The organism is Mycobacterium sp. P4_H6, from assembly GCF_056400845.1.
Window position 1 is genome coordinate 1 of record NZ_JBFUKN010000029.1, and the last position, 26,646, is coordinate 26,646.

At 66.8% G+C, this 26,646-nt stretch carries 25 protein-coding genes and 1 pseudogene; 10 read left to right on the top strand and 16 right to left on the bottom strand.

Features of this window, described 5'->3' with window-relative positions:
* Window positions 1-712 (bottom strand): cupin domain-containing protein (locus tag AC1DTF_RS14175; RefSeq protein ID WP_477474525.1); only part of this gene is annotated, 712 nt, incomplete at its 3' end.
* 81 nt (window positions 713-793) lie between these two features.
* On the opposite strand from AC1DTF_RS14175, the gene AC1DTF_RS14180 reads away from it, so the two are divergent.
* The gene (locus tag AC1DTF_RS14180; protein ID WP_477474526.1) at window positions 794-1,630 is read left to right on the top strand and encodes an NAD(P)H-binding protein; all 837 of its coding nucleotides are present in this window, start codon (window positions 794-796) and stop codon (window positions 1,628-1,630) included.
* A complete protein-coding gene (locus AC1DTF_RS14185) occupies window positions 1,618-2,040 on the top strand; it encodes a pyridoxamine 5'-phosphate oxidase family protein (RefSeq protein ID WP_477474527.1) in 423 nt (140 codons plus the stop codon). The genes AC1DTF_RS14180 and AC1DTF_RS14185 overlap by 13 nt, the downstream gene beginning before the upstream one ends.
* On the opposite strand, the gene AC1DTF_RS14190 is transcribed toward AC1DTF_RS14185, so the two are convergent.
* A complete protein-coding gene (locus tag AC1DTF_RS14190; protein WP_477474528.1) occupies window positions 2,028-2,447 on the bottom strand; it encodes a MarR family winged helix-turn-helix transcriptional regulator in 420 nt (139 codons plus the stop codon). The two genes, AC1DTF_RS14185 and AC1DTF_RS14190, sit on opposite strands and share 13 nt — an antisense overlap.
* Window positions 2,448-2,671: 224 nt before the next feature.
* Here AC1DTF_RS14190 and AC1DTF_RS14195 point away from each other — a divergent pair, with 224 nt between their 5' ends.
* From AC1DTF_RS14195 to AC1DTF_RS14205, 3 genes are read left to right on the top strand one after another with little or no spacing between them, the layout of a single operon-like run.
* Entirely contained in the window at window positions 2,672-3,124 is a 453-nt protein-coding gene (locus AC1DTF_RS14195) for an MmpS family transport accessory protein (RefSeq protein WP_477474529.1), read from the top strand.
* Complete coding sequence (locus AC1DTF_RS14200; protein WP_477474571.1) at window positions 3,103-5,919, top strand: MMPL/RND family transporter; 2,817 nt, start codon at window positions 3,103-3,105, stop codon at window positions 5,917-5,919. The genes AC1DTF_RS14195 and AC1DTF_RS14200 overlap by 22 nt, the downstream gene beginning before the upstream one ends.
* A gap of 1 nt (window position 5,920) precedes the next feature.
* A complete protein-coding gene (locus AC1DTF_RS14205; RefSeq protein WP_477474530.1) occupies window positions 5,921-6,415 on the top strand; it encodes a hypothetical protein in 495 nt (164 codons plus the stop codon).
* Here AC1DTF_RS14205 and AC1DTF_RS14210 read toward each other — a convergent pair.
* Genes AC1DTF_RS14210 through AC1DTF_RS14225 form a run of 4 tightly spaced genes read right to left on the bottom strand, consistent with a single transcriptional unit; the run spans window position 6,333 to window position 11,822 of the window.
* Window positions 6,333-7,979: an ABC-F family ATP-binding cassette domain-containing protein gene (locus AC1DTF_RS14210; protein ID WP_057169293.1), complete on the bottom strand. Its 1,647-nt coding sequence runs from the start codon at window positions 7,977-7,979 to the stop codon at window positions 6,333-6,335. The genes AC1DTF_RS14205 and AC1DTF_RS14210 overlap by 83 nt on opposite strands.
* Window positions 7,976-9,274: a ClC family H(+)/Cl(-) exchange transporter gene (locus tag AC1DTF_RS14215; RefSeq protein WP_477474531.1), complete on the bottom strand. Its 1,299-nt coding sequence runs from the start codon at window positions 9,272-9,274 to the stop codon at window positions 7,976-7,978. Before AC1DTF_RS14215 ends, AC1DTF_RS14210 begins: the two co-directional genes overlap by 4 nt.
* Window positions 9,271-10,383: an RES family NAD+ phosphorylase gene (locus tag AC1DTF_RS14220; protein ID WP_477474532.1), complete on the bottom strand. Its 1,113-nt coding sequence runs from the start codon at window positions 10,381-10,383 to the stop codon at window positions 9,271-9,273. The genes AC1DTF_RS14215 and AC1DTF_RS14220 overlap by 4 nt, the downstream gene beginning before the upstream one ends.
* Window positions 10,380-11,822, bottom strand: a complete 1,443-nt coding sequence (locus AC1DTF_RS14225) for a phospholipase D-like domain-containing protein (RefSeq protein ID WP_477474533.1) — start codon at window positions 11,820-11,822, stop codon at window positions 10,380-10,382. The genes AC1DTF_RS14220 and AC1DTF_RS14225 overlap by 4 nt, the downstream gene beginning before the upstream one ends.
* A gap of 97 nt (window positions 11,823-11,919) precedes the next feature.
* On the opposite strand from AC1DTF_RS14225, the pseudogene AC1DTF_RS14230 reads away from it, so the two are divergent.
* Both AC1DTF_RS14230 and AC1DTF_RS14235 read left to right on the top strand, forming a co-directional pair.
* A pseudogene (locus AC1DTF_RS14230) lies at window positions 11,920-12,087 on the top strand (helix-turn-helix domain-containing protein); the annotation flags it as partial.
* Window positions 12,088-12,102: 15 nt separating this feature from the next.
* The gene (locus AC1DTF_RS14235) at window positions 12,103-12,549 is read left to right on the top strand and encodes an acyl-CoA-like ligand-binding transcription factor (RefSeq protein WP_442928747.1); all 447 of its coding nucleotides are present in this window, start codon (window positions 12,103-12,105) and stop codon (window positions 12,547-12,549) included.
* Here the strand turns inward: AC1DTF_RS14235 and AC1DTF_RS14240 are convergent.
* Entirely contained in the window at window positions 12,533-13,552 is a 1,020-nt protein-coding gene (locus AC1DTF_RS14240) for a glycoside hydrolase family 6 protein (RefSeq protein ID WP_477474572.1), read from the bottom strand. The two genes, AC1DTF_RS14235 and AC1DTF_RS14240, sit on opposite strands and share 17 nt — an antisense overlap.
* Before the next feature lie 102 nt (window positions 13,553-13,654).
* Window positions 13,655-14,308 carry a TetR/AcrR family transcriptional regulator C-terminal domain-containing protein gene (locus tag AC1DTF_RS14245; RefSeq protein ID WP_477474534.1) on the bottom strand — a complete coding sequence of 218 codons (654 nt, stop codon included), beginning with the start codon at window positions 14,306-14,308 and terminating at the stop codon, window positions 13,655-13,657.
* 76 nt (window positions 14,309-14,384) lie between these two features.
* Here AC1DTF_RS14245 and AC1DTF_RS14250 point away from each other — a divergent pair, with 76 nt between their 5' ends.
* Both AC1DTF_RS14250 and AC1DTF_RS14255 read left to right on the top strand, forming a co-directional pair.
* Window positions 14,385-15,419, top strand: a complete 1,035-nt coding sequence (locus AC1DTF_RS14250) for an NAD(P)H-dependent amine dehydrogenase family protein (RefSeq protein WP_477474535.1) — start codon at window positions 14,385-14,387, stop codon at window positions 15,417-15,419.
* A gap of 409 nt (window positions 15,420-15,828) precedes the next feature.
* On the top strand, window positions 15,829-16,908 hold the full coding sequence (locus tag AC1DTF_RS14255; protein WP_477474536.1) for a cellulase family glycosylhydrolase: 1,080 nt from the start codon (window positions 15,829-15,831) through the stop codon (window positions 16,906-16,908).
* Here AC1DTF_RS14255 and AC1DTF_RS14260 read toward each other — a convergent pair.
* From AC1DTF_RS14260 to AC1DTF_RS14280, 5 genes are read right to left on the bottom strand one after another with little or no spacing between them, the layout of a single operon-like run.
* Window positions 16,896-18,131, bottom strand: coding sequence for a DUF1214 domain-containing protein (locus AC1DTF_RS14260; RefSeq protein ID WP_477474537.1), 1,236 nt, complete (start codon window positions 18,129-18,131; stop codon window positions 16,896-16,898). The two genes, AC1DTF_RS14255 and AC1DTF_RS14260, sit on opposite strands and share 13 nt — an antisense overlap.
* Window position 18,132: 1 nt before the next feature.
* Window positions 18,133-18,930, bottom strand: coding sequence for a sugar phosphate isomerase/epimerase family protein (locus AC1DTF_RS14265; protein WP_477474538.1), 798 nt, complete (start codon window positions 18,928-18,930; stop codon window positions 18,133-18,135).
* 2 nt (window positions 18,931-18,932) lie between these two features.
* A complete protein-coding gene (locus AC1DTF_RS14270; RefSeq protein WP_477474539.1) occupies window positions 18,933-20,099 on the bottom strand; it encodes a sulfotransferase family protein in 1,167 nt (388 codons plus the stop codon).
* A complete protein-coding gene (locus AC1DTF_RS14275; protein WP_477474540.1) occupies window positions 20,092-21,219 on the bottom strand; it encodes an LLM class flavin-dependent oxidoreductase in 1,128 nt (375 codons plus the stop codon). The genes AC1DTF_RS14270 and AC1DTF_RS14275 overlap by 8 nt, the downstream gene beginning before the upstream one ends.
* Window positions 21,216-21,875 (bottom strand): TetR/AcrR family transcriptional regulator C-terminal domain-containing protein, encoded by a 660-nt coding sequence (locus tag AC1DTF_RS14280; RefSeq protein WP_057169280.1) that lies wholly within the window; start codon window positions 21,873-21,875, stop codon window positions 21,216-21,218. Before AC1DTF_RS14280 ends, AC1DTF_RS14275 begins: the two co-directional genes overlap by 4 nt.
* Window positions 21,876-21,922: 47 nt before the next feature.
* Between AC1DTF_RS14280 and AC1DTF_RS14285 the strand changes: the two genes are divergently transcribed.
* The gene (locus AC1DTF_RS14285) at window positions 21,923-24,133 is read left to right on the top strand and encodes a molybdopterin-containing oxidoreductase family protein (protein WP_477474541.1); all 2,211 of its coding nucleotides are present in this window, start codon (window positions 21,923-21,925) and stop codon (window positions 24,131-24,133) included.
* A gap of 1 nt (window position 24,134) precedes the next feature.
* On the opposite strand, the gene AC1DTF_RS14290 is transcribed toward AC1DTF_RS14285, so the two are convergent.
* The 3 genes from AC1DTF_RS14290 to AC1DTF_RS14300 form a co-directional block, all read right to left on the bottom strand.
* A complete protein-coding gene (locus AC1DTF_RS14290; protein ID WP_057169278.1) occupies window positions 24,135-24,338 on the bottom strand; it encodes a zinc-ribbon domain-containing protein in 204 nt (67 codons plus the stop codon).
* Between the two features lie 158 nt (window positions 24,339-24,496).
* The gene (locus tag AC1DTF_RS14295) at window positions 24,497-25,150 is read right to left on the bottom strand and encodes a lysophospholipid acyltransferase family protein (RefSeq protein WP_082614349.1); all 654 of its coding nucleotides are present in this window, start codon (window positions 25,148-25,150) and stop codon (window positions 24,497-24,499) included.
* Entirely contained in the window at window positions 25,141-26,583 is a 1,443-nt protein-coding gene (locus tag AC1DTF_RS14300; protein WP_477474542.1) for an MFS transporter, read from the bottom strand. Before AC1DTF_RS14300 ends, AC1DTF_RS14295 begins: the two co-directional genes overlap by 10 nt.
* Window positions 26,584-26,646: the final 63 nt, after the last annotated feature.

Here is a 26,646-nt window from a genome sequence, read left to right on the forward strand (position 1 = left end):
GTGTCGACCGGGACACACCGGCTGCGGCGGCCAGCGACGAAACCGTCCATGGGGCAGCGGGATCGGCGTGCAGCAGTCGTAGTGCGTCACCGACCACCGGGTCGCGCTGGGCGGTCCACCAGGTCGGCGGATGACCTTCGGGGCTGTCGAACCAGGTACGCAACGTGCAGACCAGCATCCAGTCCAGCAGTCGGTCCAACACCACCTGTTGACCGGGGATGTCGAGCGCCGCCTCGGCAGCCAGGTGGTCCAGCACCGCGTCACCGTTCCCGCCGCTGTCCAGGTGCAGGACCGCGGGCAGCGCGTCCAGCAGGCGGCGGCTGATCTCGCCCCGCACCGGGTAGGCGCCGACCACCAGTGTGGTGGCCCCGGCGCCGCTCCCGCATTCGTCATTCCAGCCGATCCGGTGCCGGGTGCCGCCGTACTCGGGCTTCGCGCACATCTCCCCGCAGGCGATCGGCTCGGCGGCGGTGTCGAGGTCGTCGACGAAGGTGAAGGTGTCCGGCCCCTTCACCACCACGGTGTCGCGGTCGCGCATCCGCACGGGCGGGCCGTGCTCGGGGACCAGCCAGCCCTGCCCGTCCAGCACGGTGCACAAGGTCAACGGCGCACCGTCCACGAAGTGCAGGGACCACGGTGCGGTCAGCTGCGAGCTGCCGAACAGCGAGCCGTGCGCACGCACTCCCCGGCAGAGGTCACCGAACACGTCCATGCCCTCGAGGTTAGACGAATACACATGCATACCGGCTTCATGCCCATGGAATCGTCCGCGCACCCCGCCTTGAATGGGGTCATGAGCAAAGACAACATCCTCGTTCTGGCCGCCAGCGGAAAGACCGGTCGCCGCGTCTCCGCCCGCCTGCGATTGCGCGGCATCGCCGCCCGGCTCGCCTCCCGATCCAGCCAGACCCCCTTCGACTGGTCCGATCCTGCCGGCTGGGATGCGGCACTCGACGGCGTCACCGCCGTGTACATGGTGGCGCCCGCCGTGGTGGGGCCCGCACCGGAGTTCGTCGCCAGGGCGGAAGCCGCCGGCGTGCAACGCCTGGTGCTGTTGTCCGGACGCGGGGCCGACACCTGGGGTGATTCGCGCTTCGGGTTGGACATGCGTTCCGCCGAAGAGGCGGTGCGCGGTTCGGCGTTGGAGTGGACCGTTCTGCGTCCCAACAACTTCGCTCAGAACTTCGACGAGGACCTGTTTCACGCGCCGTTGGTCGCCGGGGAGCTCGCGTTGCCGGCCGGTGAGACGCCCGAGCCTTTCATCGACATCGAGGATGTCGCCGACGTCGCGGCCACGGTGCTGGCCGAGCCCGGCCGGCACGCCCGGCGGATCTACGAATTGACCGGCCCCGACGCGCTCACCTTCGCCGAAGCTGCCGACATGATCTCCCGGGCGTCGGGGCGACCCATCACCTACAAGCAGATCTCCCCCGCCGAGTACACCGCCCTCCTGGTCGAACAGGGCGTCGGTGAACAGGATGCCGAGCACGTCTCCGAAATGTTCGTGCTGATGGACGGCGGTCCGCTGGCCACGACCACCGACGGGGTGGCGTCCGTACTGGGCCGGCCGGCGCGGACCTTCGAGGACTATGTGCTGCGGACCGCGGCGGCCGGAGTGTGGTCCCGGTGAAGCTGACGCCCGAGGACCTGGAGTTCCTGCGCCGCCCGCTCTACGGATTCTTCACCGTGGCCGCCGGCGCCGACCCGCCGCAACCCCGGCCGGTGTGGTTCGAAGCCACCGGCGACGGGACCGTCGAGCTGTTCACCCTTGCCGACGCGGCCAAGGTGCGGCGCCTGCGCGCCGACCCACGCGCGTCACTGGTGGTGGCCGCCCCGGTGGGTGAACGTGAGCGCTGGGTCGCGGTTGCCGGACCGACGAGTCTGGAAGACCATGGGGCGCAGGAACTCGCCGCCCGGCTGGCCGTCCGGTACTGGGACCTCGATGACGGGGCACGGACAGCCGAGCTGCAGGAGATGCTGGACGCCGACCTGCTGCGGGTGGTCATCCGCCCGGACAAGGTGGCGCGCTACACGCCCTGAGGCGCATCGGCGATATCGCGCATCTGGTCCAGCAGCCGGGATGCCACCTGGGCCGCCAGCCACAGCGCCTGCCGGTCCTCCTCGGCCAGACCGTCGAGGAGACCGGCGATGCGTTGCTTGCGCACATCGGCGCGCTCATTCCACAGGCGGCGGCCCGCCCTCCCGATCATCACCAGGCAGGCCCGGCCATCATCGGGATCGTTCCTGCGCTCCAGCAGCCCTTGGCGTTCCATCCGTTGCACGAGCTGTGTCATACCCGACTGGCTGGAGCCTTCCGCCTCGGCGAGCGCTGTCACCCGCATCGGGCCTTCCCGATCCAGCCGATTGAGCACCAGTGTGGCGCTGGCGCCGAGATCGTCACGTTCGGCGAGATGCCGCCACAACAGATCTGCACTCGAAGTGATCATTGCGGATATGGCGTCCACCGGCGTTGAACTCATACGTGACTTTATATCATTTATAGGATGCATTGAGGGTCCATCCGGGCTCGGCCTGAAACGCCTCTCGCCGACCATTTGATTCCATTGGCGACGTTTTCACAGAGTTTCACTAATATCCGGCCCACTAGGCGGACATATAACCCGCGGGCACGCTTGTCATTTAGATCGTAGATACGATATAAATTCTGTTCGTGACCGAGCAGCCATCGCAGGGCAGGCGCCGCGGCCTTCTGGCGAGGGGCTGGCTGCCCCTTGTCACCGTGGTGGCACTGGGCGCGGGTTCGTTGGGCGTCTGGAAGGTCCACGAGATGTCCGAACCCGGAGCTGTTCCCGCAGTCCTGGCCGCACAGGCACCCGAGCAGTTCACCCCGAAGCGGCTGACCTATGAGCTGTTCGGATCCATCGGCGACGGCGGGATCCTGAGCTACGTCGACATCAACGGGCAACCACATCGGGTCGACCTCACTGCGCTGCCGTGGTCGCATACCGAGACCACCACCCTCACGGTGGTGTCCGGCAGCATCTCCGCACAGGTCGACGGTGGTCAGGTGGGATGTCGAATGCTGGTCAACGACGTTGTGCGCGACGAACAATCATCGACCCATGACGATGCTGATGTCACCTGCCGGGTGAAGTCCGCGTGAGCGTCGCACGCACCGTGCGTGTGCTGGCCGTGCCGATCATCATCTTCTGGGGCCTGCTCGCAGTCGGCACCAACACCTTCATCCCCCAGGTCGAGAGGGTCGCCGAACAACTCGCCGGTTCGATGATCCCCGGCTACGCGCCTTCGCAGGTCGCGATGATGCGCATCGGCGCGAAGTTCCAGGAATCCACCTCCACCAGCCTGGCCATGCTCGTGCTCGAATCCGATCGTCCGTTGGACGACGGCGACCACCGCTACTACGACGATCTGGTGGGCAGGCTCAAGCAAGACCCCGATCACGTGCAGTACGTCATGGATCTCTGGGGCAAACCGATCACCGCTGCCGGAGCCCAAAGCGTGGACGGCAAGGCCACTTTCGTGCTGCTGCGGCTCGCAGGCAACACCGGACAGATCCAGGCGAACGAATCCGTGCAGGCGGTGCGGGATGTCATCGCGCACGACGCGCCGCCACCCGGGCTCACCGTCTACGTCAGCGGTGCGGCGCCGCTCGCCGCCGACACCCTGTCCATCGCCAACTCCAGCCTGAACAACATCACCATCCTGACGATCGCGCTCATCGTGGTGATGCTGCTGGTCGTGTACCGCTCCCCAGCAACCCTGCTGGTGCCCTTGATCAGCGTGCTGATCCAGATGCTGGTGGCCAAGGGCATCATCGCCACACTCGGGCACATCGGGTTCATCCCGCTGTCCTCGTTCGCGGTGAACATCGTGGTGGCGCTGACCCTCGGTGCCGGGACCGACTACGGCATCTTCCTTTTGGGCCGCTACCAGGAAGCCAGGCAGGCCGGCGAAAGCCGGGAGCAGGCCTACTACACCGCGTATCGCAGCGTTGCCCCCGTCATCATCGGTTCCGGATTGACCATCGCCGGTGCCTGCTACTGCCTGAGCCTCGCGCGACTGGACTATTTCCACACCATGGGTCCGGCGGTGGCGATCAGCATGCTGTTCACCATCGCGTCGGCCCTCACGCTGGCACCGGCGATACTCACGTTGGGCAGTCTTTTCGGCCTGTTCGATCCCAGGCGGGCGGCCAGATCCCGGCTGTACCGGCGGATCGGAACGAGTGTGGTGCGCTGGCCCAAACCCATCTTCGTGGCCAGTTGCGCCGTCGTCATGGTGGGGGCGATCTTTGTGCCGACCTACCGGGTCAGCTACGACGACCGCGCGTATCAACCGTCCACTGCTTCAGCCAACCTCGGCTTCGCCGCCTCGGACCGGCATTTCTCGGAAAGCAAGCTGTTCAGCGAGATGCTGATGATCGAGTCCGACCATGACATGCGGAACTCCGCCGACTTCATCTCCTTGGACCGGGTCGCCAAGAGCCTCATCCGGCTGCCCGGGGTCGCCATKGTGCAGAGCATCACCCGGCCGCTGGGCCGGCCGCTTGAGCACGCCACGATCCCTTACCTGTTCACCACCCAGGGCAGCGGCAGCGGCCAGCAGTTGCCGTTCAACGAACAGCAGAACGAGAACACCGACAAACAGGCCGCGATCCAGACCCGGTCGATCGAGGTACTGGCACAGGTGCTGGACCTCACCCAGAAGATGTCCGACGAACTGCATTCGACCGTGCTCACGCTGGAGAACGTGGAACAGGTCACCGCGGACATGAACCAGGGCATTGCGAACCTCGACGATTTCCTTCGGCCACTGCGCAACTACTTCTACTGGGAGCCGCACTGTTTCGACATTCCGGCGTGCTGGGCGATGCGATCACTGTTCGACGCGCTCGACGGTATCGACAGCCTCGAGACCGAGATCACCAATGCCGTTGCCTCACTGGAGGCCGTGGACAAACTGCTGCCGCAGTTGATCGCACAACTGGAGCGGATGATGGAGGACACCCGGGCCCTGCAGGTCGTCATCACCAACTCCTACGGCCCGGCGCATCTACAGTCCACCCAGACCGATCAGACCTTCGGCGACCTGATCAATGTCGGCAACGATTTCGACCGATCCCGAAGCGATGACTTCTTTTACATTCCTCGCGAGGCGTTCGACAACGAAGACGTCAAAACCGGTATGCAGTTGATGATGTCGCCGGACGGGCAGGCCGCCCGATTCATCATCACCCACGAAGGCAACGCCATGGGCCCGGAGGGCATCGAGCACGTCGAGGCGTTCCCCGAAGCGGTGAAAGCCGCGCTCAAGGAGACGTCCCTCGCCGGAGCGAAGATCTATATCGGCGGGGCGGGCTCGAACAACAAGGACATCAAGCAGTACGCCACCTCCGATCTGCTCATCGTGGCGATCGCAGCGTTCGTGTTGATCTTCCTGATCATGCTGTACCTGACCCGGAGTCTCATCGCGGCGTTGGTGATTCCCGGAACGGTGGCGTTCTCCTACGCGGGGGCGTTCGGTCTCTCGGTGCTGTTCTGGCAGCATCTGGTCGGCCTGTCGTTGCACTGGCTGGTCCTGCCGCTGACGTTCATCATCCTGGTGGCGGTGGGTTCGGACTACAACCTGCTGCTGATCTCCCGGGTCAAGGAGGAAACGGGTGCCGGCTTGAACACCGGACTCATCCGCGCGCTGGGCAGCACCGGCGGCGTGGTCACGTCGGCGGGACTGGTGTTCGCGTTCACGATGCTGGCGATGCTTGTGGGTGATCTCCGGACCATCGGTCAGCTCGGTTCCACCGTCTGCATCGGACTGCTGCTGGACACCTTGATCGTGCGGTCGTTCATCGTGCCGTGCACGATGCGTCTGCTCGGGCCGTGGTTTTGGTGGCCGACCTTCATCCGTCAACGCCCGCTGCGTCAGCGGAAGGCGGCCTGACATGACGATGTCGAGCCTCTTCGGGATACTCGCGATCGCGTCCTTCGCACTCATCTGGGTGTTCGGCGCGGTCGCCCTCGTATTCACCCGGCAGATGATGGGGCGCAGGCATGTCCGGTCCGAACTGAGCATCGGCGCCCTCCCGGCCGCGCTGCGCAAGGTGCACGATCGGGACCCGTTGAGCAGCGACGAACTAGACCTTGCCCGCGAAGTACTCGCCGACCGCGGCAGTATGAAGGCATTGGCGGTGCCGGCCACGCTGTTCTGCCTCGGTTGCTTCTACGTATTCGGCAGCCTTGAGCAATTGCACGGCCACACCGCGTCGGAGCGGACCTTTCTCGGCGTCATCCCGATGATCACCTCCACCAACATGGCCATCCAGGTTCTGCGGAGTGCCCGCCTCAAGCGGCGGGTCACACCTGCGAGACACTCCCGTTCTCGACGCGCCACGTCCGGTCCAGCCGCACGTTCTGCAGCATCCGGCGATCGTGCGTGACCAGCAGCAGCGCACCGTCATAGCTCTCCAAAGCCTGCTCCAGCTGCTCGATGGCGGGCAGGTCCAGATGGTTGGTCGGTTCGTCGAGAACGAGCACGTTGACGCCGCGGGCCTGCAGCAGCGCCAGGCCGGCCCGGGTGCGTTCACCGGGTGACAGCTCCTGCGCGGCACGCTCCACATGGTCGGCGCCGAGCCCGAACTTGGCCAACAGGGTCCGCACCTCGGCGGTAGGCCAGTCCGGCACGTGCTGTTCGAAGCGATCGATCAACCGGCCCGGCCCGTCGAATTCCGCACGGGCCTGGTCGATCTCGCCGACGGCCACGTTGGCACCCAGACCTGCCCGGCCCTCGTCGGGTTGCGTGCGGCCCAGCAGCAGCCCCAGCAGCGTCGACTTGCCCGCGCCGTTGGGGCCGGTGATGCCGATCCGCTCGCCCGCGTCGACCTGAAGTGACACCGGACCCAGCACGAAATCGCCTTGGCGGACAACGGCGTTGTCGACCGTGGCCACCACCGAACTCGACCGCGGGGCCGACCCGATGGTGAACTGCAGCGTCCATTCCTTGCGGGGCTCCTCGACCTCGTCCAGGCGGGCGATGCGGCTCTCCATCTGACGCACCTTCTGCGCCTGCTTCTCGCTGGACTCGGTCTGCGCGCGGCGCCGGTTCTTGTCGTTGTCGGGGGCTTTGCGCATGGCGTTGCGCACACCTTGGCTGGACCATTCGCGTTGGGTGCGTGCGCGTGAGACCAGGTCGGCCTTCTTGTCGGCGAACTCCTCATACTGTTCGCGTTTGTGCCGGCGGTTGACGGCGCGCTCCTCCAGATAGCTTTCGTAGCCGCCGCCGAAGACGGTGGTGGTGTTCTGCGCCAGATCCAGTTCCAGGACGCGGGTCACGCTGCGCGCGAGAAATTCCCGGTCGTGGCTCACCAACACCACACCACCACGCAGCTCGCCGACGAAGCGCTCCAGGCGGGCCAGACCGTCCAGATCGAGATCGTTGGTCGGTTCGTCGAGCAGCACGATGTCGAAGCGGGACAACAAGAGTGCGGCCAGGCCGACCCGCGCCGCCTGTCCGCCCGACAGCGCGGTCATCGGCGTCGTATCCGGCCGCACAGCCCCGGCATCCAGCCCCAGGTCGGCGAGCACGGCGGGCAAGCGCTCCTCCAGGTCCGCCGCACCGGTGGCCAGCCAGTGATCCAGCGCCACCGAGTAGGCGTCCGCTGTGGCCCCGGAATCGGACAGGGCCTCGGCCGCGGTTTCCATCGCCGCTGTTGCCGCGGCGCACCCGGTGCGTCGGGCGATGTAGCCGGAGACGGTTTCTCCCGGGATCCGTTCGTGTTCCTGCGGGAGCCACCCGACGAAGGCGTCGGCCGGGGCGACGCTGACCGTGCCACCGAGCGGGTCGAGGTCACCGGCCAGAATGCGCAGCAGCGTGCTCTTGCCCGCCCCGTTGGCCCCGACGACGCCGACGACATCGCCGGGCGCCACGGTCAGGTCGACGTTCTCGAACAGTGTGCGATGGGCGTATCCGCCGGCCACATCTTTCGCGACAAGCGTTGCGGTCATGGGTCCAATCGTTGCACGGGCATCCGTTCACGCAGGCTGTCGTAGATCGGCGGGGATCTCAACAGCTCGGCGGCGAGTACGGCCGCGGCGGTCGCCGCCAGCATCGGCACCACCAGCGACATCGTGGCCGTCATCTCGATCACCAGCACAATGGCCGTCACGGGCGCCCGCACGACGGCACCGAAGAACGCCGCCATACCGACGATCGCCATCGCCACCACCAGCGACGGATTCTCCTGGGGCAACAGGGTGTTCAGGCCGCCGGCGAACAACACACCCCACAGCGCCCCGACGGCCAGCAGCGGCGCGAAAAGGCCGCCGGGCACCGCGGCCGCATAGGACAACGGTCCGGCCACCACCCGGACCAGTAGGTATCCCAGAGCCGGCGGCAACGCCAGGGCCCCGCCTCCGACGATCAGCTGGGTCAGCTCATCTCCGCCCCCGACGGCGCGCGGATCCACGAACGCGACCAACCCGATGACGGCACCGATGACGGCTGCCTTCGCGATCGCCGGGATCCGTGGTACCGCGGACACACCGTCGAGGAACCGCAGCACGAGCCGGCTGTAGAGCGCACCGAGACAGCCCGTGACCAGACCGAACACGACGAACACCGGGATCAAGACGCTCGACGGTGCCGCGACCGGATCCACCTGGAAGTCGGGCTGATCACCGAGGATCAACCGGGCGCAGGCCACGGCGGCGGCGGCCGAGAACAGGGTGGCGAGCACCGTGCGCAGGTGCACCGACTTGGTCGCCTCCTCCAGGGTGAACAGCGCACCGCCGATAGGCGCATTGAACGCCACCGCGAGGCCGGCACCACCCAGCGCTGTCTGCATCATCCGGACATCGCGGTCGTCCAGACCGCCGCGGCGGGCGGCATGGGCGCCGATCGCCGCGCCCATGTGGACCGTCGGGCCTTCCCGGCCGAGCACCAGACCCGAGCCGATGGCGAGTACCCCGCCGATGAACTTGGCCGGCACCAGCAGCAGGCTCGGCGGCCRGGCCGCGCCGCGGTAGACCGCCTCGACATGCTGGATACCGCTACCGGCCGCCAACGGCACCCAGCGGACCACGCCGGCCGCCAGCGTCGCCCCGATGGCGGTCGCGGCGATCGGCACCAGCCATCCCGGCCCCGGCAGGTCGTGGGCCCAGGTGACCAGGTCGACCCGCCAGTGGTCGGCGAGCTGCAGGCACCACCGGAACGCGCCGCCGACGAAACCGATCACCACCCCGGCCAGCACCGCGACCGTGCAGATCCAGACCAGACCCGACGTCGCGCGGGGGCGCCTCAACGGGCCACAGTCATGACCCGGCTGGTGCGCAGCGTGGCGGTGTCGAAACTGAGCGTGGTGTCCTCGGTCTCGCTTCCCTTGTCGGCGCACCGGTCCGCTCCGACGAAGACCACGACATTGACGCCCGGCCCCTGGGCACTGGGGAACATGAGCCCGTCGACGCGATCGGGGAACGCGTACCGGAAGTACTCGGTGAACACCTGGGTGGGGACGTAGTCGATGTGTTCGTGCCCGTCGAGTTCCACCGGCAGCGTGATGTCGTGGATGAACCGCTGGAGGAATCTGACGACGAAGTACTCCGTGTGGGAGCTCTCGTCGAAAATGCTGGGCGGCTCAGGAAGATCCGTGAGATCGATCAGTTGGAGTTCCCGGGTGGGGGTGAACTCGCCGGTGACGACGAACCGGTGGGCGGCGTGGGCGCCGGCCTCGGCGATCGCGGTGGCACGGTCGGTCGCACCGTAGAAGATGCTGATGCCCGCCGGGCTCATCCGGTTCGCCGCGGCGCATTCCGGCGGCGGCGGTCCCAGGTCGCCGGYGTGCCGCCACTGCGACGCCTCGCTCTCCGTGGTCGCCATCCGTGCCCGGAACAGTGGTGCCGGGCAGGGCGCGGGCCATACCGCGGGATGGTTCTCGCCGAGATCGGATACCGCCTGGAGTACCTGCAGCGCGGTCATGTCACCGGACCCCGTGGACCGGCTCGCGAAGAAGTAGCGCATCTCGTGTTTGACGATGTGCTTGAAAGCGTCCCAGCCGTAGGACAATTGGTCGATACCGTTGCTGTTCCTGCGGTCTCGCGCTACCCAGCCCGGTGCGCCGCCGAGCGCCTCGCTGATGTCATCGACCAGCTTTGGATGCGAAACCCCGGCCAGGCCCAGGATTTCGCGCGCGACCCGGCCGGCGGGGACCGCGGCGTCCGCGCCGGCGGACACCCGCTGGTAATGCGCGCCGACCCCCACCAGGAACGCCTCCATGAAGGCGGCCCAGCTGACGGCGATCGGAGCCGGACCGTTCGCGGCGCAGTAACTGCACGCCGGTTCGGTGGCGTGTGCCTTGATGCGCTGCTGCAGGACGATGTCCTCGACGTGCAGCGGGCAGACGGCCGGTGTCACTGCCAGCCGGCTAGTTCGTTGATCAACCGGCGCACGCTGCCGCTCAACGAACTCGGTACGTGATCGGGGTCCATCAGGTCATTCTCGGCCAGCGGGCCCGCTTCGTCGGCGACGACATCCGGGGTCATCGGCTCGACTGTTCTGCCGTGTCCGCGCAACGCCTCCACGGCCTTCAGGAAGGAGCCGTTGTCACGGACCGCGGCGTCGAAATCCGCGACGAGGACGTCGAGGTGCTCGCTGATCAGCTGCCTGCGGACGTTCGCGATCAGCTCCCGGACGCTGTCGGTGCTCGCCTCGACGGCGACATCGCATTCGCTGTCGAAGCCCATCGACCGATTGTTCAGGTTGGACGACCCGATGCGCAGCAGCCGGTCATCGATCACGATGACCTTCGAATGCACATAGATCGATGTCCCGTTCTCGGTCACCGGCCAGTAGATGCCCAACCGCCCGTGGTCGTCGGCGGCATAGAGCTCGTCGATCAGCAGGCTGCGGGCACTGTCCATCGACTGCTGTTCCAGCCGGCTCTCCGAGCGGCGCGGCAAGATGATGACGACCTCCGGGCCGTCGGGCTCCTGCAGACGCCGGATCAGTGCCTCGACCAGCGACCGGGCCGCGAGGTACTGGTTCTCCAGATAGATGGTGTGCCTGGCGGCATCGATCGCGGCGAGGTTCAACGCCTCGACCTCCCGCGCTTCGTCGTTCTCGGGCAGCGCCGGGATGGTGCGCGCAATGGCCACCTCGATATCACGCAGGGCCGGTGCCAGGCCGCGCGGCCAGCTGGTGTGCGCGACGTCGAGTTCCTCCAGGGTTTGGCCGGTCGCACCGTGCCATCGGTCCCGGGCCACTTCCGAAAGCGCGCGGGCGGCGGCGCCGTCCACCGCGACCGCGACCTCGTGCCGGGGACCGTAGTTGGGGCGGAGCGGCTCGTCGTCGCGGTGCTCCGAGGTGTCCCAGCGCCCGATGGTGAGATCGATACCGCCGCAGAACGCGACGTCGTCATCGACGACGATGATCTTCTGGTGATGGACGGCCCCGGTCGGGTGCGCTCCGTCCACCGCGAAGCGAATTCGCTTGCCGCTGACGCGATTCAGGAGGGAGACGGGGGTGATCCCGTACCAGACGTCGTCGAACACCGACAGCAGTCGCAGGTTCGATTTCAGGACGTGGATCTGGAGCCCGGCGCGCTTCCACAGCAGCCAGTAGAGGAATGCCCCCAACTGGTTCGGGCCGGGCATGGTGGGCTTGCCCGGCTCGAAGGTGGTTCCGGCGTCAAAATCCCAGCCGACGAGCAGGATACGTTTCTGGGCGCGCAGCATCGCGGCCTTGGTGTGCCGCAGGTAATCCGCGCCGTCGACGATGTAGGTGAACCGGTCCGCCGTGGCCAGCCGCCAGCAGGTCTGACCTGCCACGAGTATCGGTTGATCCGATGTCGCCATGCCACCCCCGCCCCCGAAGCTTGCGCGTACTGTCACTAAGTGACACAGTGGAGCTGTCACTAAGTGTCAGGAGGTCTTCACCATCGCCACCCAGGATATCCGCGGCGCGCGCAATCCGAAGCAGGCCGAGGCTCGTCTCGCCGTCTCCCGCCACGCGTGCGCGCTTTTCTGGGAGCGTGGGGTCGCCGCCACCAGCGGTGACGATATCGCCGCCGCTGCAGGGCTTTCCACCCGCACCATCTGGCGGTATTTCCGGAGCAAGGAAAGCTGCGTCGAACCGGTGCTGTTCCTGTCGGCGCAACGCTTCATCGCCCAGGCGCACCGGTGGCCGGCCGAGCTCTCGCTTGCCGAGCACATGGAGGCCGATATGGCCGAACATCCGCTCAGCGAACAGGAACTCGCCGACGAGATCAGCGCGCTGCGCATCGCGACCATGTCCGCGGAGGACCCGGCACTGCGGACGGCCTATCTGATGGTGCACGACGAGATGGAACGCGGCTTCGTACCCGTCGTGGCCCAGCGGCTGGGCCTACCCGACGGCGATCTCACCGCCCGGCTCTGCGCGGCCGCGGTGGTCGGCGCCTTCCGCGTCATCGACGAGGACGTGGGCCGGCGGGTGATCGTCGACAAGGAGAAGGTCAGCCAGCAGGAAGCCCTCGCGCTGATCGACCGGGCGGTCCGGGACGCGACCAACGGACGGTTCGGCGGGCCTACTTCCCCGCGTTGAGCGCCAGATCGATCGCGTACTGATTGACGAACGTGCCCGCTCCGGGCTCCCCGCGTCCGCAGGACCCGTCGGATTCACCGACGCGCTTGACCCACAGGAAGGCATCGACGTTCGGGTTGCCGGTGGCCGTCGTCGGCGGCACTCCCAATGCGCGGCCCTTCGGGTTGCACCAGGCCGTGTCGCTGTCGCTCTCGGGGCCGTTGCCGTTGCGCGAGGTGTCGATGACGTAGTGCGAGCCGCCCGTCATGCCGGAGATGGCGTCGCCGTAGCCCATCTGCTCTTCGGTGGTGTAGTAGTTCGTGGTGTTCAGGCTGAAACCCTGCGCCCGGGCGACGCCCACATCGTTGAGCATGGCGGCCATCTTGTCCGCGCTCACCCACCGCGAGTGCCCGGCGTCGATGTACACCGCGGCAGCCGGGTCACGGGTCAGGGTGTCGACGGCGTAGCGGATCAGGTCGAAGCGTTCGGCACGCTGGTCCGCCGTCAGACAGTCGGCCATCGCGAGCGCATCGGGTTCAAGGATGATCGCCGCCGGAGCCCCACCGAGGCCGGCCGAGATGGCGTCGATCCAGGCCCGGTACCCGTCGGCCGATCCGAAGCCACCGGCCGCGTAGCTGTAGCAGTCGCGATGCGGGAGCGCATAGATGGACAGCACGGGTGTGGCGCCGGCACCCTGGGCAGCGCCGACGAGCTTGCTCACGGTGCCGCCGACGGTGGACGCCGGGAAGGCCTGATCCAGCCAGTAGGCCTGCGGCGTGTTCGCGACGTAGTCGAGTTGTGGGCTCGGCGCGCTCTGCGCGGCCCGCATCGCCTTGGAGATCGGGTCGACGTAGAACGGCTTTCCGACCAGCGGATTGGCCTCGCTGGCCAGCTGGATCTGCGGGGCCTGGACCGGGGACAGCGCGGTGGCGACGACGGCCGCGACGGCGAGGAACGGGGCCAGCCACCGCACGGCGGTGCCAGCAGCGGAAGACTTCACTCTAGGAAAGTTAGTGCGGCTGATTGATCAGCGCCAATCGCCTAACGGCAGGTCAGCGCCCCGAAATGTGCTGGGCAAACGCCGTTCAGCCAGCCCGTCACCGACTCGGCGGCGGCCAGCAACACCTCAACCTTTGCGGCCCTGTCGAGCCAGGCGCAATTGCAGTCCGTCGATCACCACGTCGAGACTGAACTCGAAATCGTCGGCGGTGCCGGCGACCGACCGGCTGGCGATGATCTCCCCGAGCAACGCGAACTGGCCGGCCGGCGCCTCGTCGAGCACCCGGGTGACCTCGGAGGTGTGGTGGCTCCGGGACTGGTCGCCGCCGAGGAGGTCGCGCGCCGCGGTATAGGCGACACCGGACACCAGCGAGAGGATGTGTCCGCCCTCGGCCACGGTGAAGCCCGCGGCGGTCAGCGCCTCCAGCACGCGTTCGGCGAGGGTGAGGCTGTGCGCGCCGCGCAACTGGACGTGGGTGGCGGTGGCCTGCAGGTGAACGACGCCGCGGTGCAGGGCCTTGCCGTAGGCGCGCAGGACGTCGGTCCAGTCGGCGTCGGGCAGCACGAAGTCCCGCAGTTCGGCGTCGAAAAGGTCGGTGACGATGAGCTCGAGCAGCCCGCCTCGATCACCGACGTAGTAGTTCAGCGAGCTGCGGTCCACGCCGAGGGCGTCGGCGACGGCCTGCATGGTCAGGTCCTCCGGCGCGATGGCGCGCGCCGCTTCGACGATGCGGGCCCGGTCGATGCGCGGTGGCCGGCCGCGGCGGGCGCCTGTCGTCATTTCACGAACATAGCGGCTGGCACAGTGTTATTTTTCCACGACCGTGAAAAATGATCTCGAAAGAGGAGCTCCGGGCATGCGCGTCATCCAGTGGACCACCGGAAAAGTCGGAAAGCTCAGCCTGCGTGGGATTCTCGATGACCCCCGCCTCGAACTCGCCGGCGTGTACGCCTACTCCGACGAGAAGGCCGGCGCCGATGCCGGGCAACTGTGCGGCCGCCCGGACACCGGGGTGACGGCGACGACCGATATCGACGCGCTGATCGCGCTGCAGGCCGATGCCGTGCTCTACACGCCGTTCATGGCCGACGTCGACCATGTCGTGCGACTGCTGGAAAGCGGACTCAACGTCCTGAGCACCAACCTCTTCCTCAATGTGGGCGGCGTCCAGGGCGAGACCCGCGCCGCCCTTGCCGCGGCGTGCGAAAGCGGCGACAGCTCGCTGTACATCACCGGGATTCATCCGGGCTGGGCCAACTCGGTCACCACCGCATTGACCGCGGTGTGCCGCGACGTGCAGTCCATCACCATCGTCGAGGCGGCCGATGTCTCGGTGTACGAGTCGGTGGAGACCTGGGAAATGCTGGGCATCTCCAAACGCGAGGCCTCCCCCGATGTCATCGAGATCGCCAAGCTGGGAATGATCAGCTTCCGCGATTCGGTCGAACGGATGGGCGTGGCACTGGGTTTCGACGAGTTCGACAGCATCGATTTCGATATCGAGTTCGCCACCGCATCCGAGACCGTCGACCTCGGCTGGATGCGCATCGAGAAGGACACCATCGCCGCGCTGCGCGGAGGGTGGAGTGCGACGCTGGGCGGCAAGACCATCCTGCGCACCGCCGTCGTCTGGCACCTGACCAAGAAGCTGAACGCGGACTGGGACCTGGACGAGGACCACTACAACATCGTCATCCACGGCGAACCMGAAGTGCGCACCCGGATCCGGTTCGTGCCGCCCGAGACGTGGGGCAACCACGAGTGGGACACCATGACCGCGATGCCTGCGGTCAACGCCGTACTCGACATCGTCGCGGCGCCCGCCGGCATCCTCACCCTCAAGGATGTCGGACTCACCTGTGCGCCCGCGAAGGTGTGGCTCGACCGCTGACGGCTGCCCCGCTGCGATATCGGAATATGTTCGGGGACGTCACGTTTGGATGACGGTTCCGCGCCGGGCACATCGCCGGTTTAGCGGCTTTCTTGTACGCGCGAACCATTCGCGGCAGCCTCAGGCTGCTGAACCGTACCTTTACCCGCATCTGACCGTGCGCATTTTTACCACTCAGCAAATTACTTCCCTGAGCAAGGTTTGCCGTGGCAAACGGCCGCTCAGTGCACCCGGGCCGCTGTAGCGGGAAACCATGGCGACCCCGACGGTCTTTGCTGCGATGAGCTGATTCCGCGCGATCGCCGCTGCGAGGTCGGCTGCCGGACACCGCCCAGCAACCACCTTTCGGCGCCGTTCTGTGCCGAATCATGTCGTGCGGCAACATGGTTGACAGGCCTACATTGCCGTCATGCCCGTCCACCTGTTTCGCGCGCTCGCCGTGACCCTGTGCATACTGGCCGGGCAAATCGCCTCCCCGATGACCGCGCCGGCGGTCGGCGCTGCAGCGGCGCCGATCAACACCTCGCCGACCGCGCTCGGCATCGCCGAATCCAACCTGTACTTCCTGACCGTCGATGAGCTGACCACCGCCATGCAGGCCTTCGACGAGATGGGCGTGAAGCAGATACGGACCTTCCTGCCCTGGCGGGCCATGGAGCCTTCCAAGGGGACCTACAACTGGGTGATCGCCGACCGCATCCTGGATGCCGCCGCTGCCAGGGGCATCGCCGTCGTCGGCGCAGTGACCAGCACACCGACCTGGGCCTCTCGCAACGGATTCTGGTTGCCCAATGCGGCGCCGGACGATCCGAACACCTACGCCCAGTTCATGGTCCAGCTGGCCCAACGCTACGGCGCCGGCAGTGCGCAGCCACGCATCGCGGCATACGAGATCTGGAACGAGCCCAATGCCAACATCGGCTGGTCACCGCAACCGAATGTCGCCGGATACACCCAACTCCTCAAGCTGGCCTACACCGCCATCAAATCCGTCGAACCCACCGCCACGGTGGTGGGTGGTGTGCTGGGCGCCGGCCTGTCCTTCGGCACCTGGACCATCAACCCGGTCAACTATCTGACCCAGATGTACGCCGCAGGCGCCCAGGGCTACTTCGACGCACTGTCCTTTCACCCCTACAACTTCTCCAGTAGCTTCTCGGCGGGAGCGCCGTACGCCAATACGCCCTACCGGCAGTTGATGTCGTTGCGGTCCCTGATGGATTCGGCCGGTGACGCCGAGAAGAAGATCTGGACAACGGAATACGGGGTGCCGACCTCGGCTGTCAGCGGCGCCACCCAGGCCGCCTGGATCACCGACTTCGCCACCACCTGGTCGGGGCTGGACGGTGTGGGGCCGATGTTCATCTACTCGCTTGTCGACCGCCCCAACGAAACACCGTGGGGTGTGTTCGACCGCAACTGGGTGGCCAAGCCCGGCGTCGAGGCCATCCGGTCCTGGATCGCGGCCCAACAGAGTCAGATTCCGTAGCGCAGTTTGACGCTGCGATAACGGTCCAGCAGCTGCTGCGCGCGTTCGGTGGCATCCACGTCGGCCGTGTCGGGGGGCAGGATGTCGCGGATCTCCGACTGTTTGACCTGCTGGGTGCGAAAGGTTGCGGTGTTTCGGCTCAGCAAGTTCCGGTAGGTGAGGTTGCCATCCGAGAAGCCCTGGGTGTCCAGCCAGTTGTGTACTCCGGGATCGGCGTGGGCGATGACGAACCGCACGACATCATCGGCATCGACCACGGTGCGGGCCGGGGTGTAGCTCACCGGGCGGTACAGGAAATCCAGGCTTCCCCCGAACACCCCGCCCATGCCGAAGATCCAGAAACCGTCGTGATTGTCCATCTCGACGATGAGCGCCTCGTCAGGTTGCAGATGCCACACCATGTGCGCGGCCATCCGGCCCCGCTTCACATCTGCGTCGGTGTCGGCGACCTTTTCCGGGGGGAACCGATTCGGGTAGGCCGGATCGCACACTCCCCCGGAGTAGTTCCACGAGTGCTCCGGCCAGTCGCGCATCGCGCCGGCCAGGAAGTCCCCCGCCCAGCCCATCGCCTCCATCATCGATTCCGGGTCCGGCTGCGGCCGAGGATCCTGCATACCGATCCGCTCGATGGTCAGCGCCGTCGGCGTTTCGAACCAGGCGTCGAAAGCCTCACGAATGAACAGCTTTCGACTTCCCGTCGTGGTGGGCAGCCAGTTCTCGGCGCGTTCGGGGCCACCGATGAACAGCTCGAAATTACCCGCTCCGTCGGTGCTCAACTGATGACCGAAGATATTCGCCTCCGGTATGTCGCCGAAGGGTTCGTGCAGCGAGGGCCAGTCGGTTCCCGGAATGGTGTTCGGGCGGGGACCCTGCACGGTGATGTTGAGCCACCGCGCCGTGCCCCGTCTACCGGTGATCTTGTATTGGTGTCTCCCGTCGATCCAGGCCTGACGGTAGGTGAAATCGGCGACGTCACCGCCCAATTTCCTGGTCGGCGTGCACAACTGGTGGACCTGCGGGAAGGCGGTGTTCCGGGTTTCCAGCGCGAGGTCGAATGCCTGCCCGAGGTTCTGGGTCAGGAAGCGCATGGCGTCGGCCCGGTGCAGCGGCGTGCCGGGGTTGGCGTCCTTGAACACCAGTTCCCCGGCGTACTTGAGTCGGTCACAGAAGTGCCCCCACGCGTCACGCAGCGAATCGTCGGCCGGCCCGGCACCAAAGCCCATGTCACACTCCCAGTTCGGTGAGGATGGCCGACACCCGGCGGGCGGCCCGCGCGGTGGCCCCCCGCGGGCCTTCCTCGTCGATCCGGGGTCCGACGAGTTCGATGTCGAAGACCCCCGCGTAGCCGGCGTCCAGAGCGTCACCGATGATGCGCTTCAACGGTATCGCGCCGTCACCCGGTACGGCCCGGCACGGCGCGCAGCGGTCACCGAGCACGTAGTCGCTGATCTGGATCAAGCCGGTGAGAGGCATCGCCCGCCGGATCAGTTCGCTCAGCCCGGCCTCGGCCCAGCAGGCATGCACGTCGACACACACCCCGACGCCGGCGGCCGAGGCGAGGGTGATCGTGTCTGCCAGGGTATGCGCGATGTGAATATCGGCGTTGAACGCCGATGCGTTCTCCACCAGCAGTCGCACACCCGCGGTGTCTGCTCGCGCCGTGCAGGGTGCGATGAGTTCGCAGAAGCGCTCGGCGGCCTGCTCCCAGCTCAGCGTTCCGCGCGCACCGGTCAGCAGATAGATGTCGGGGTTGCCGAGGTTCACGGCTACGTCGATGACATCGTTCAGGGCCTGGGTGGCCCGCCCGTCGTCGGATTCCAGATCCGGTTGCACCGCAAAGGGATGATTGATGCTGGCGATGCGCACCCCGGACTGCGCAGCCTCGTTGATGCCACCCTGCCGCATCAGGACGGGGGTGACCAGCGTGGCCTGCTGCACACCGATATCGCGGCAGTGCCCGAGAAAGGCCGTGGTGCTCTCGTTCAGGAATGCCACCTGATGCAGGCCGACCCGGGGATGCACGCTCAGCCCCGATTCTCCACCGCGACGCCGAAGCGCTCACGGAACGGCCCGAACTCCTCGTGCAGGGCGTCGAGGTTCTCCCCGATGTCGGTCAACAGGGTGGTCGAGTAGCGGAACTTCCCGTGTCGGTCACCTTTGTTGTGCGCCAAGTACTTCCGCATTGCGTTCTCCGCAGAGGATGTCAGCGTCCGGCCGCTGAAGCGGTAATAACGCCGGATCGTACCGATCGGGTCGGCGACGAAGTCCAGGTAGCGGACGTGCAGGATGCGCGGATCGTCGGTCAGCGGATTGGACATCGTGTTGGCGATGCTCGCTCGCGTCAGGTCCAGGTGCAGGGCGGCGGTGGCCTTGAGGTCGACCGGACCGGTGATGCCCTCCATGATGTCGGCCATCATCATGGTGCGTGACGCCGCCACCTGTACCGGGTCACGATGCAGCCACACGAGGGTGGCGTCGGGATAGGCGTCGAAGAACTCGCGCAGCCGGAACCCGTGAAATCCCTTGAGCACCCAGTATTTCTTAGGTCTGGCGAACTGACACTGCTGCAACATCATCCGGTGGATCCGGTACTGCGCCGCCGCATCGGTGGGCAGGCCCTGCACCACGATCGGCACCGGCACCCGCCACCACGCCGTCGGCGTCATCACCCGGAAATCGAAGGCCCAGGTGCGTTCGTCCTCGGGCAGACCGTCACCGAGCATGTCGTTGTAGGGGTGCGAATGCAGCCACTTCGGTAGCTGGGTGTTGATCTCGCGCCAGTCGGCATCGGCGCGCTCGCGGCGCGGATCATCCACTGCGGCAAGCCCTGGCGGGCCCGACGGGTACATGACCTCCCAGAACCGCAAAGCACGCGCGTCCGGGTCGACGGCCATCAGCGCGTGCATCAGGGTGGTGCCGGTGCGCGGTTCACCGGTCACGAACAGCGGCGCGACGATCGCCTCGTCGGCTATCGGGTGGCGCTGCCGGTCTTCGAAGAATTCGAGCCGCGAGGTGAGCAGGCCGCTGCACACCGCCGCCGCTGCGCGCTGCCCCTCGGCGTCCATACCGGCCGCGGCGAGATGGGCCACCGCGGTCGCGAACCGCCCGGGCAGCGTGTCATCGCCCCAATCGCTGAGCCCGGTGCGGGCTTGCGCGTCGGCCAGCAGGCCCTCGGCGTTCAGGTCAGCCATGCTGTGCACCCGCCAGTCGCAGTATCTCGTCTTCGGTCTCGCGCACCTTGTCGGCGGACCGGGCACTGAACCGCAACCCGGCCATGCTGCCGTATTCCATCAGTTTGAACACCCGCATGCCGGCATCGCAGAACCCTTTCACTCTGTGCGCCACCTGTTGCGGTGTTCCGCACGGGAAGATGTCGGTGATGGCCCGGGTGTCGACCTGCTCGCAGAACCTGATGATCTTGTCCCGGGAGAGTTGGACGGGATCGAAGTCCTGCACACCGCGCCAGCGCGGCCCCATCGGATGCTCATAACCGAAGCGGCGGAGATCTTCGGCGGTGATCAGCAGGACGATCGCCTTCACCAGTGGCGCTTTCAGCATCTCGGCGATCTCGTCGTCGTCGCCGATCAGGCAGATCTGGGTGACCGCGGGCGTGATGGCCGCCGGGTCGCGGCCGGCGCGCTCGGCGGCCTCGCGCACGATGCTGAGTTTCTGGTGGTAGTCCTCGGGCGTGTAGGCGCCGTTGGGCCACCATCCGTCGGCGTAGCGTCCGGTGATCCGCAGCATCCGGGGCCCGGCGGCACCGATCCAAATCGGCGGATGCTTCCCGTCGTAGGGCTCGGTGTCCAGCCGGGCGTGCTCCAGGTGGTGGAACTGCCCGTCGAAATCGATGGGTCCATCACTCTCCCAGAGCATTTTGATGACCTTGATGGCTTCTTCGAACCGGGCCACCGGTTTCTCGAAGTCGAAGCCGTACGGCACCGTGTTCTCCAGTTCGCCGGAGCCCAGTCCCAGCACGAACCGTCCCCGGGAGAGGTGATCGAGGGTGAGCGCCGACTGGGCCAGCATCGCCGGGTGCCTGCGCACGGTGTCGACCACCGTGGTGACGATGGGGGTGTTGCGGGTCAGTACCGCCGCGGCGGCCGCCACCGCCATGCCGTCGAGGTGGCGGTGCGGTGACGGTGAGGCGGTCGCGAGGTCGGTGAACTCCGGTGTCCAGATCGACTCGGGCCAGAAGCTCACCATGTGATCGGGGAGCCAGATCGAGTGGTAGCGGCCCGAGTCGTACTGCTCGAGCATGTCCAGCCCGAGCGGCAGCGTGGTGCGCAGAAAGGCGGCGGGCTGGACGTTCACGCGAGCATCTGTTCCAGTCCGGCGATGACGACGGCCAGGCTGAACTCGAACTGGTCCGTGCCGTCCTGATCGGCGCCGGTGGACTCGATGACCCGGCGCAGTATCGAGAAGTCCTTCGCGGCAGCGTGTTCCAGGGCATCGGCGATCTCGGGCACATTCGGGTGCACCCGGTTCTGGGCCGCCAGCACCGCGGCCCGCCCGGCGGCGTACGCCGTCTCGCTGATCTGGGTGAGGGCCCGGCCGGCCTGCACGGCGTCGAAGCCGGCGTCGACGAGCGCCTGCAGCAGGGTCTCGACGGGCGCCAGGGCCGTCAGGCCGGTTGCGGCGGGCAGGTGAAATGAGGCGGCCAGCACGCCGACCTTGAGATAGGCGTCGCGGATCGCCCCCGCGAAGGAACGGGCGACCACCCGCCAGTCGCCGTCGGCGGGCAGCTCGACCCGCCGCAGTTCCGATTCGAACACGTCCAGCGCGACGAGTTCACGCAGACCTTCACGGTCGCCCACGTGGTAGTTCAATGCCTTCGGGTCCACTCCGAGGACGCCGGCCACCGCCTGCATGGTCAGCTCCTCAGGCGGCAGATCGCGTGCGGCGGAGACGATCCGCTCCCGGCTGATCTGCCTGGGTCGGCCGCGCCGCCGACTCACTGATCCCGTCATGTGTCCCAGTCTAGTATTTTTTCCCGTTCGGGAGTATGAATATCTCCGTGTCCACGCAGACAACGACGCAGCCCGGCATCTGCCGGATCTGCTCAGCGCATTGCGGGGTGCTGGCCACGGTCACCGCCGGCAGGCTGACGAAGGTGACCGGCGATCCGGACAACCCCATGTTCAAGGGCTATACGTGTGCCAAGGGACGCGCACTGCCCGATATCCACAACAACCCGAGCCGGCTCCTGCACAGCCAAAAGCGGCAGCCCGATGGCAGCCATCGGCCGATCGATGCCGAACTCGCGATGGACGAGATCGCCGCCCGGTTACAGCAGCTGATCGACGCGCACGGGCCGCGTTCGGTGGCGCTGTACCTGGGCACCAACGGTCTGCCCTACCCGGCATCGGCATTGATGGCCAACGCCTTCATCCGCGGTATCGAGTCCCCGATGTTCTTCACCGCCAACACCATCGACCAGCCCGGCAAGCAGATCGCCCTCGCCGCGCACGGCCACTGGCTCGGCGGCGACGTCGATTTCCACGAGGCCGACAGCTGGTTGCTCATCGGCACCAACCCGCTGGTCTCCAAAGCCATCGGCATCCCCGGCCAGAACCCCGGGCAGGGGCTGCGCAGCGCGCTGGCCCGTGGCATGCAGCTGATCGTCATCGACCCGCGCCGTTCCCAGACCGCGGCGCGCGCGGCCATTCACCTGCAGCCGCGTCCCGGCGAGGACGTGACCATCGTCGCGGGCATCATCAACTACGTCATCTCCGAGGGGCTCTGCGACACCGCGTTCCTGACCGAGAACGCCACCGGGTTCGAGGACCTGGCTGCGGCGGTATCGGGTTTCACACCGGAGTACGTGGCCCAGCGTGCCGACATCCCGGTGGAGCAATTCATCGCCGCCGCAACCACGTTCGCGAGCCACGGCGCACGGCGTGGCATGGTCAACGCCGGTACCGGTGCGAACTTCGCCGCACACGGCAGCCTGCTCGAATACCTCTGCCTGTGTCTCACCACGATCTGCGGGCGGTGGCAGCGGGCCGGCGAACGGGTGACCCGGCCCAACACCTTGATGCCCGCGTTCACCGCCAAAGCCCAGCCGCACCCACCGTACGAGGGCTGGGGATACGGCGAGCGGCTGCGGGTCCGGGGGCTGACCGACACGGTGGCCGGCATGCCGACCGCGGCACTGGCCGACGAGATCCTGCTGGAGGGCGAAGGTCAGGTGAAGGCGCTGATCTGCATCGGGGGCAATCCGATGGCGGCCTGGCCGGATCAGCGAAAGACGCTGCGCGCACTGGAAAACCTGGATCTGCTGGTCACTCTCGACACCGAGATGTCGCTCACTTCGCGGCTGGCCGACTACGTCATCGCGCCCATGATGCAGATGGAAACGCCCGCCATGACGATGGGCAGCGAGCTCATCAAGTACTACACCAGCGGCACCGGGATCCCGGCGGCGTACGGACAGTACGTGCCACGGATCGTCGAGCCACCCCACGGATCGGATCTGACCGAGGAGTGGCAGTTTTTCCTCGGCCTCACCAAGCGCATGCAGCTCGACCTGTGGTTCGTGAACTTCTTCGGCGGTGGTGGCGGACGCTTCATGGAATCACCGCCCGTCGTGATCAACATGAATGCCGAAACCTCGCTGACCACCGAGGAACTGTTCGCTCAGATGTGCTCGACCTCGCGCATCCCCTTCGACGAGGTCGCCGGCCATCCGCACGGCAAGATCTTCGACGTCAACGAGGTGGTCGCCGAACGCGACGCCGACTGCGAAGCGCGCCTGGATGTCGGCAACGCCGTCCTGCTCGGCGAGCTCGCCGACGTCGTGACCGAGGATTTCGCCGCCACGCAGGACACCGCCGAGTATCCGTTGCGGCTGATCCCGCGCCGGCACGGGAGTTTCATGAACTCCTCGGGCACCAACCTGGCCGCGCTGAACCGCGGCAAGCCCTACAACCCGGCCTACATGCATCCCGAGGCCATCGCCGCGCTGGGCCTGCGATCCGGTGATCTGGTCACCGTGACCTCCCCGCACGACAGCATCCCCAGCGTGGTCGAGGCCGATGACAGCCTGCGCCGCGACGTGATCGCCATGCATCACGCATTCGGTGGATTACCGAGCGAAGATGGCGAAGTCCGTTCGCGCGGAAGCAATGTCGGCCGTCTGGTGCCGACCGATACCGAGTACGACCCCATCACCGGGCTTCCGCGGCAGGGGAACATCCCGGTGCGGGTGACCGCAAGCGTCGGCTGACTCAGGCCGCGACCGAGGCACCGCAGATGCCGCACGCCTCGAACTGCCGGCGCTTCCACCGCGCGATCGGGACGAAGAACAATGTGAACTGGTTGAACTGCCGAAGGCGCATCCACTGGGTGGTGTTGTGACAGCGCGGGCAGGTCCGCGTCTCGCCGGGACCGAGAGGCTTCTGCTTGGTGCCGAAGCCGAACAGGAAGAACATGGCACCAGCGTAGAGAAGTGCGACGTACCCAGCTTCAGCCTTCCGGCGCTCACCCCTGCGAGACGGAAGCCACGTACGTGGGACGACGCTTTTCCGCGCACAGTTTCAGTCCTCGGCCCTGGTACCTCGTGACACTGAAACCACGTACATCCGCGGCCTCAGGTAGCAGGTGCGGTGAGCATCGTGATGCGTCGCTGGACCTCGTCGAGAAGTTCAGGGATCGACGGGAACTCGTCGGGGTGAATGGGATCGCCGAACAGCACGTGCACGGTGTGCCCCAGGACCGGGAACCGGCGATCCAACGGCAGCACCTTGTTCGCGTTGACGAGACGGACCGGGATGATCGGCACACCGGTCCGCTTGGACAGCACTGCGACACCCGGTCGGTACGGCGCGGTCTCGCCCGGCTTCACGCACTTCTGTTCGGGGAAGATCCCGACCAGGGCCCCGTCTTCCAAGGCGTTCGTGGCACTTTCCATAGCCTGCTTACCGGATTCCGAGTCGCCCCGGACCACCGGTATCTGCCCCAGCACCTCGACCAGCCATCGGGTGAGCGGTGATTTCCACAGCTCCGCCATCGCCATGGCGATCGCCTCCCGGCGCAGCGCCCCGAGGATGAAGAAGACGTCGACCATCGAGGTGTGATTGGCGGCCAGGATCACCGCACCCTTGTCGGGCACGACGTCGGCGTTCACGATCTCGGTTCTGATGATGCGGGTGAAACCCAGCGTCCAGAGCAGCAGCCGAATGGTCCAGGTCAGCAACCACGCGCGCTTACCGAGTCCTCGTGAGCGTGGACGTCTCAGTCGCATTGCTCCATCGTCGCATCCGGCTGCGGGATGAAGATCGCGATGACGGTACACAGCACGGCGGCACCGAGCCCGAACATGAACGCCGACTGGAATCCGTCCGTGCTGGGCACGGGTGTGCCGCCGACGTCCACGGTGTAACGGGCCAGCACCGCGGCGATGACGGCCGCCGCCGTGGCGGTTCCGAGTGACCGCATCAGGGTGTTGAGTCCGTTGGCCGCACCGGTCTCCGACGCGGGCACGGCACGCATGATCAGCGTCGGCATGGCCGCGTAGCCGAGCCCGATACCGATGCCGATCAAGATATTGATGATCAGGATGTGACCGGCGTGCAGCTCGGAGAACAGCGCCACGAGGTAACCCGTGCCCATGATGGCCGCCCCGGCGACCAGCAGCGGTTTGGGTCCCCAGAGCCGTCCGAGACGTCCGGCAATCGGCGACATGACCAGCATCGCCAGCCCGGCGGGCATCAGGAACAGGCTGGCCTGCAGCAGCGGCATGCCCAATCCGCCTGCTGCTTTGGGAAGTTCGAGGAGCTGCGGGAAGGCGATCTGCGAGGAGAACAGTGCGAACCCCATGGCGATCGAGGCCAGGTTGGTGAGCAGCACCGGACCGCGGGCGCTCACCCTCAGGTCGACCAGCGGCTCATGGATGCGCAGTTCCAGCCATCCCCACACCAACAGCACGACCACGCCGCCGACCAGGAATCCCACTGTTCGCGACGACGTCCAGCCCCAGTCGTTGCCCCGGGAGACGGCCAGGAGCACACCTGACAGACCGATCGCGAGGCCGATGATGCCGATGACGTCCACCCGGCCCCCGACGCGCAACCTGCTCTCCGGCACGAACATGGCCATCAGCACGAAAGCGGTGCCGCCCAGGCACGCGGCGACCCAGAACAGGGCATGCCAGTCGAAGTGTTCGGTGACGAAGGCGCTGATCGGCAGGCCGAGCGCACCGCCGACCCCCAGCGTCGCGCTGACCAGCGCGATGGCCGAGCCGAGCCGATCGGCCGGAAGAGTGTCGCGCAGGATCGCGATACCCAGCGGGATGACACCCATGCCCATTCCCTGCAGGCCGCGTCCGACGATCAGCGGGGCCACCGTGGGCGACAGCGCCGCGACCACCGATCCGAGCATCAGGACACCGAGCAGGGTCAGGGCGACCCGGCGCTTGCCGTACATGTCGCCCAATTTTCCGGAGATCGGCGTGCAGATCGCCGCGACCAGCAAGGTGATCGTGATGACCCACGACGTGTCGCTGCTCGATGCGTTCAACAGCATCGGCAGCTCGCCCTGGATGGGGATGAGGATGGTCTGGGTGAACGCCGCACACATGCCGGCGAAGGCCAGGACCGACACCACTGCGCCGGTGCGAACGGGGCGCGCGGGGGCGCCCGGTTGCGGGTCGACCGCGGTCGGGGTGTCGACTGTCATCAACCCACCTTTCGTCTGACTACCGGGACCACCGTACCGGTCCGTGAGACTGGGTATCAAGTT

Bases quoted from the DNA above. Each gene is read 5' to 3' on its own strand.
- AC1DTF_RS14210 (WP_057169293.1), bottom strand. From the start codon at position 7,979: ATGACCGCAACGCTTGTCGCGAAAGATGTGGCCGGCGGATACGCCCAT.
- AC1DTF_RS14205 (WP_477474530.1), top strand. From the start codon at position 5,921: ATGACGATGTCGAGCCTCTTCGGGATACTCGCGATCGCGTCCTTCGCA.
- AC1DTF_RS14225 (WP_477474533.1), bottom strand. From the start codon at position 11,822: ATGGCGACATCGGATCAACCGATACTCGTGGCAGGTCAGACCTGCTGG.
- AC1DTF_RS14255 (WP_477474536.1), top strand. From the start codon at position 15,829: ATGCCCGTCCACCTGTTTCGCGCGCTCGCCGTGACCCTGTGCATACTG.
- AC1DTF_RS14280 (WP_057169280.1), bottom strand. From the start codon at position 21,875: ATGACGGGATCAGTGAGTCGGCGGCGCGGCCGACCCAGGCAGATCAGC.
- AC1DTF_RS14180 (WP_477474526.1), top strand. From the start codon at position 794: ATGAGCAAAGACAACATCCTCGTTCTGGCCGCCAGCGGAAAGACCGGT.
- AC1DTF_RS14245 (WP_477474534.1), bottom strand. From the start codon at position 14,308: ATGACGACAGGCGCCCGCCGCGGCCGGCCACCGCGCATCGACCGGGCC.
- AC1DTF_RS14190 (WP_477474528.1), bottom strand. From the start codon at position 2,447: ATGATCACTTCGAGTGCAGATCTGTTGTGGCGGCATCTCGCCGAACGT.
- AC1DTF_RS14300 (WP_477474542.1), bottom strand. From the start codon at position 26,583: ATGACAGTCGACACCCCGACCGCGGTCGACCCGCAACCGGGCGCCCCC.
- AC1DTF_RS14270 (WP_477474539.1), bottom strand. From the start codon at position 20,099: ATGGCTGACCTGAACGCCGAGGGCCTGCTGGCCGACGCGCAAGCCCGC.
- AC1DTF_RS14295 (WP_082614349.1), bottom strand. From the start codon at position 25,150: ATGCGACTGAGACGTCCACGCTCACGAGGACTCGGTAAGCGCGCGTGG.
- AC1DTF_RS14290 (WP_057169278.1), bottom strand. From the start codon at position 24,338: ATGTTCTTCCTGTTCGGCTTCGGCACCAAGCAGAAGCCTCTCGGTCCC.
- AC1DTF_RS14260 (WP_477474537.1), bottom strand. From the start codon at position 18,131: ATGGGCTTTGGTGCCGGGCCGGCCGACGATTCGCTGCGTGACGCGTGG.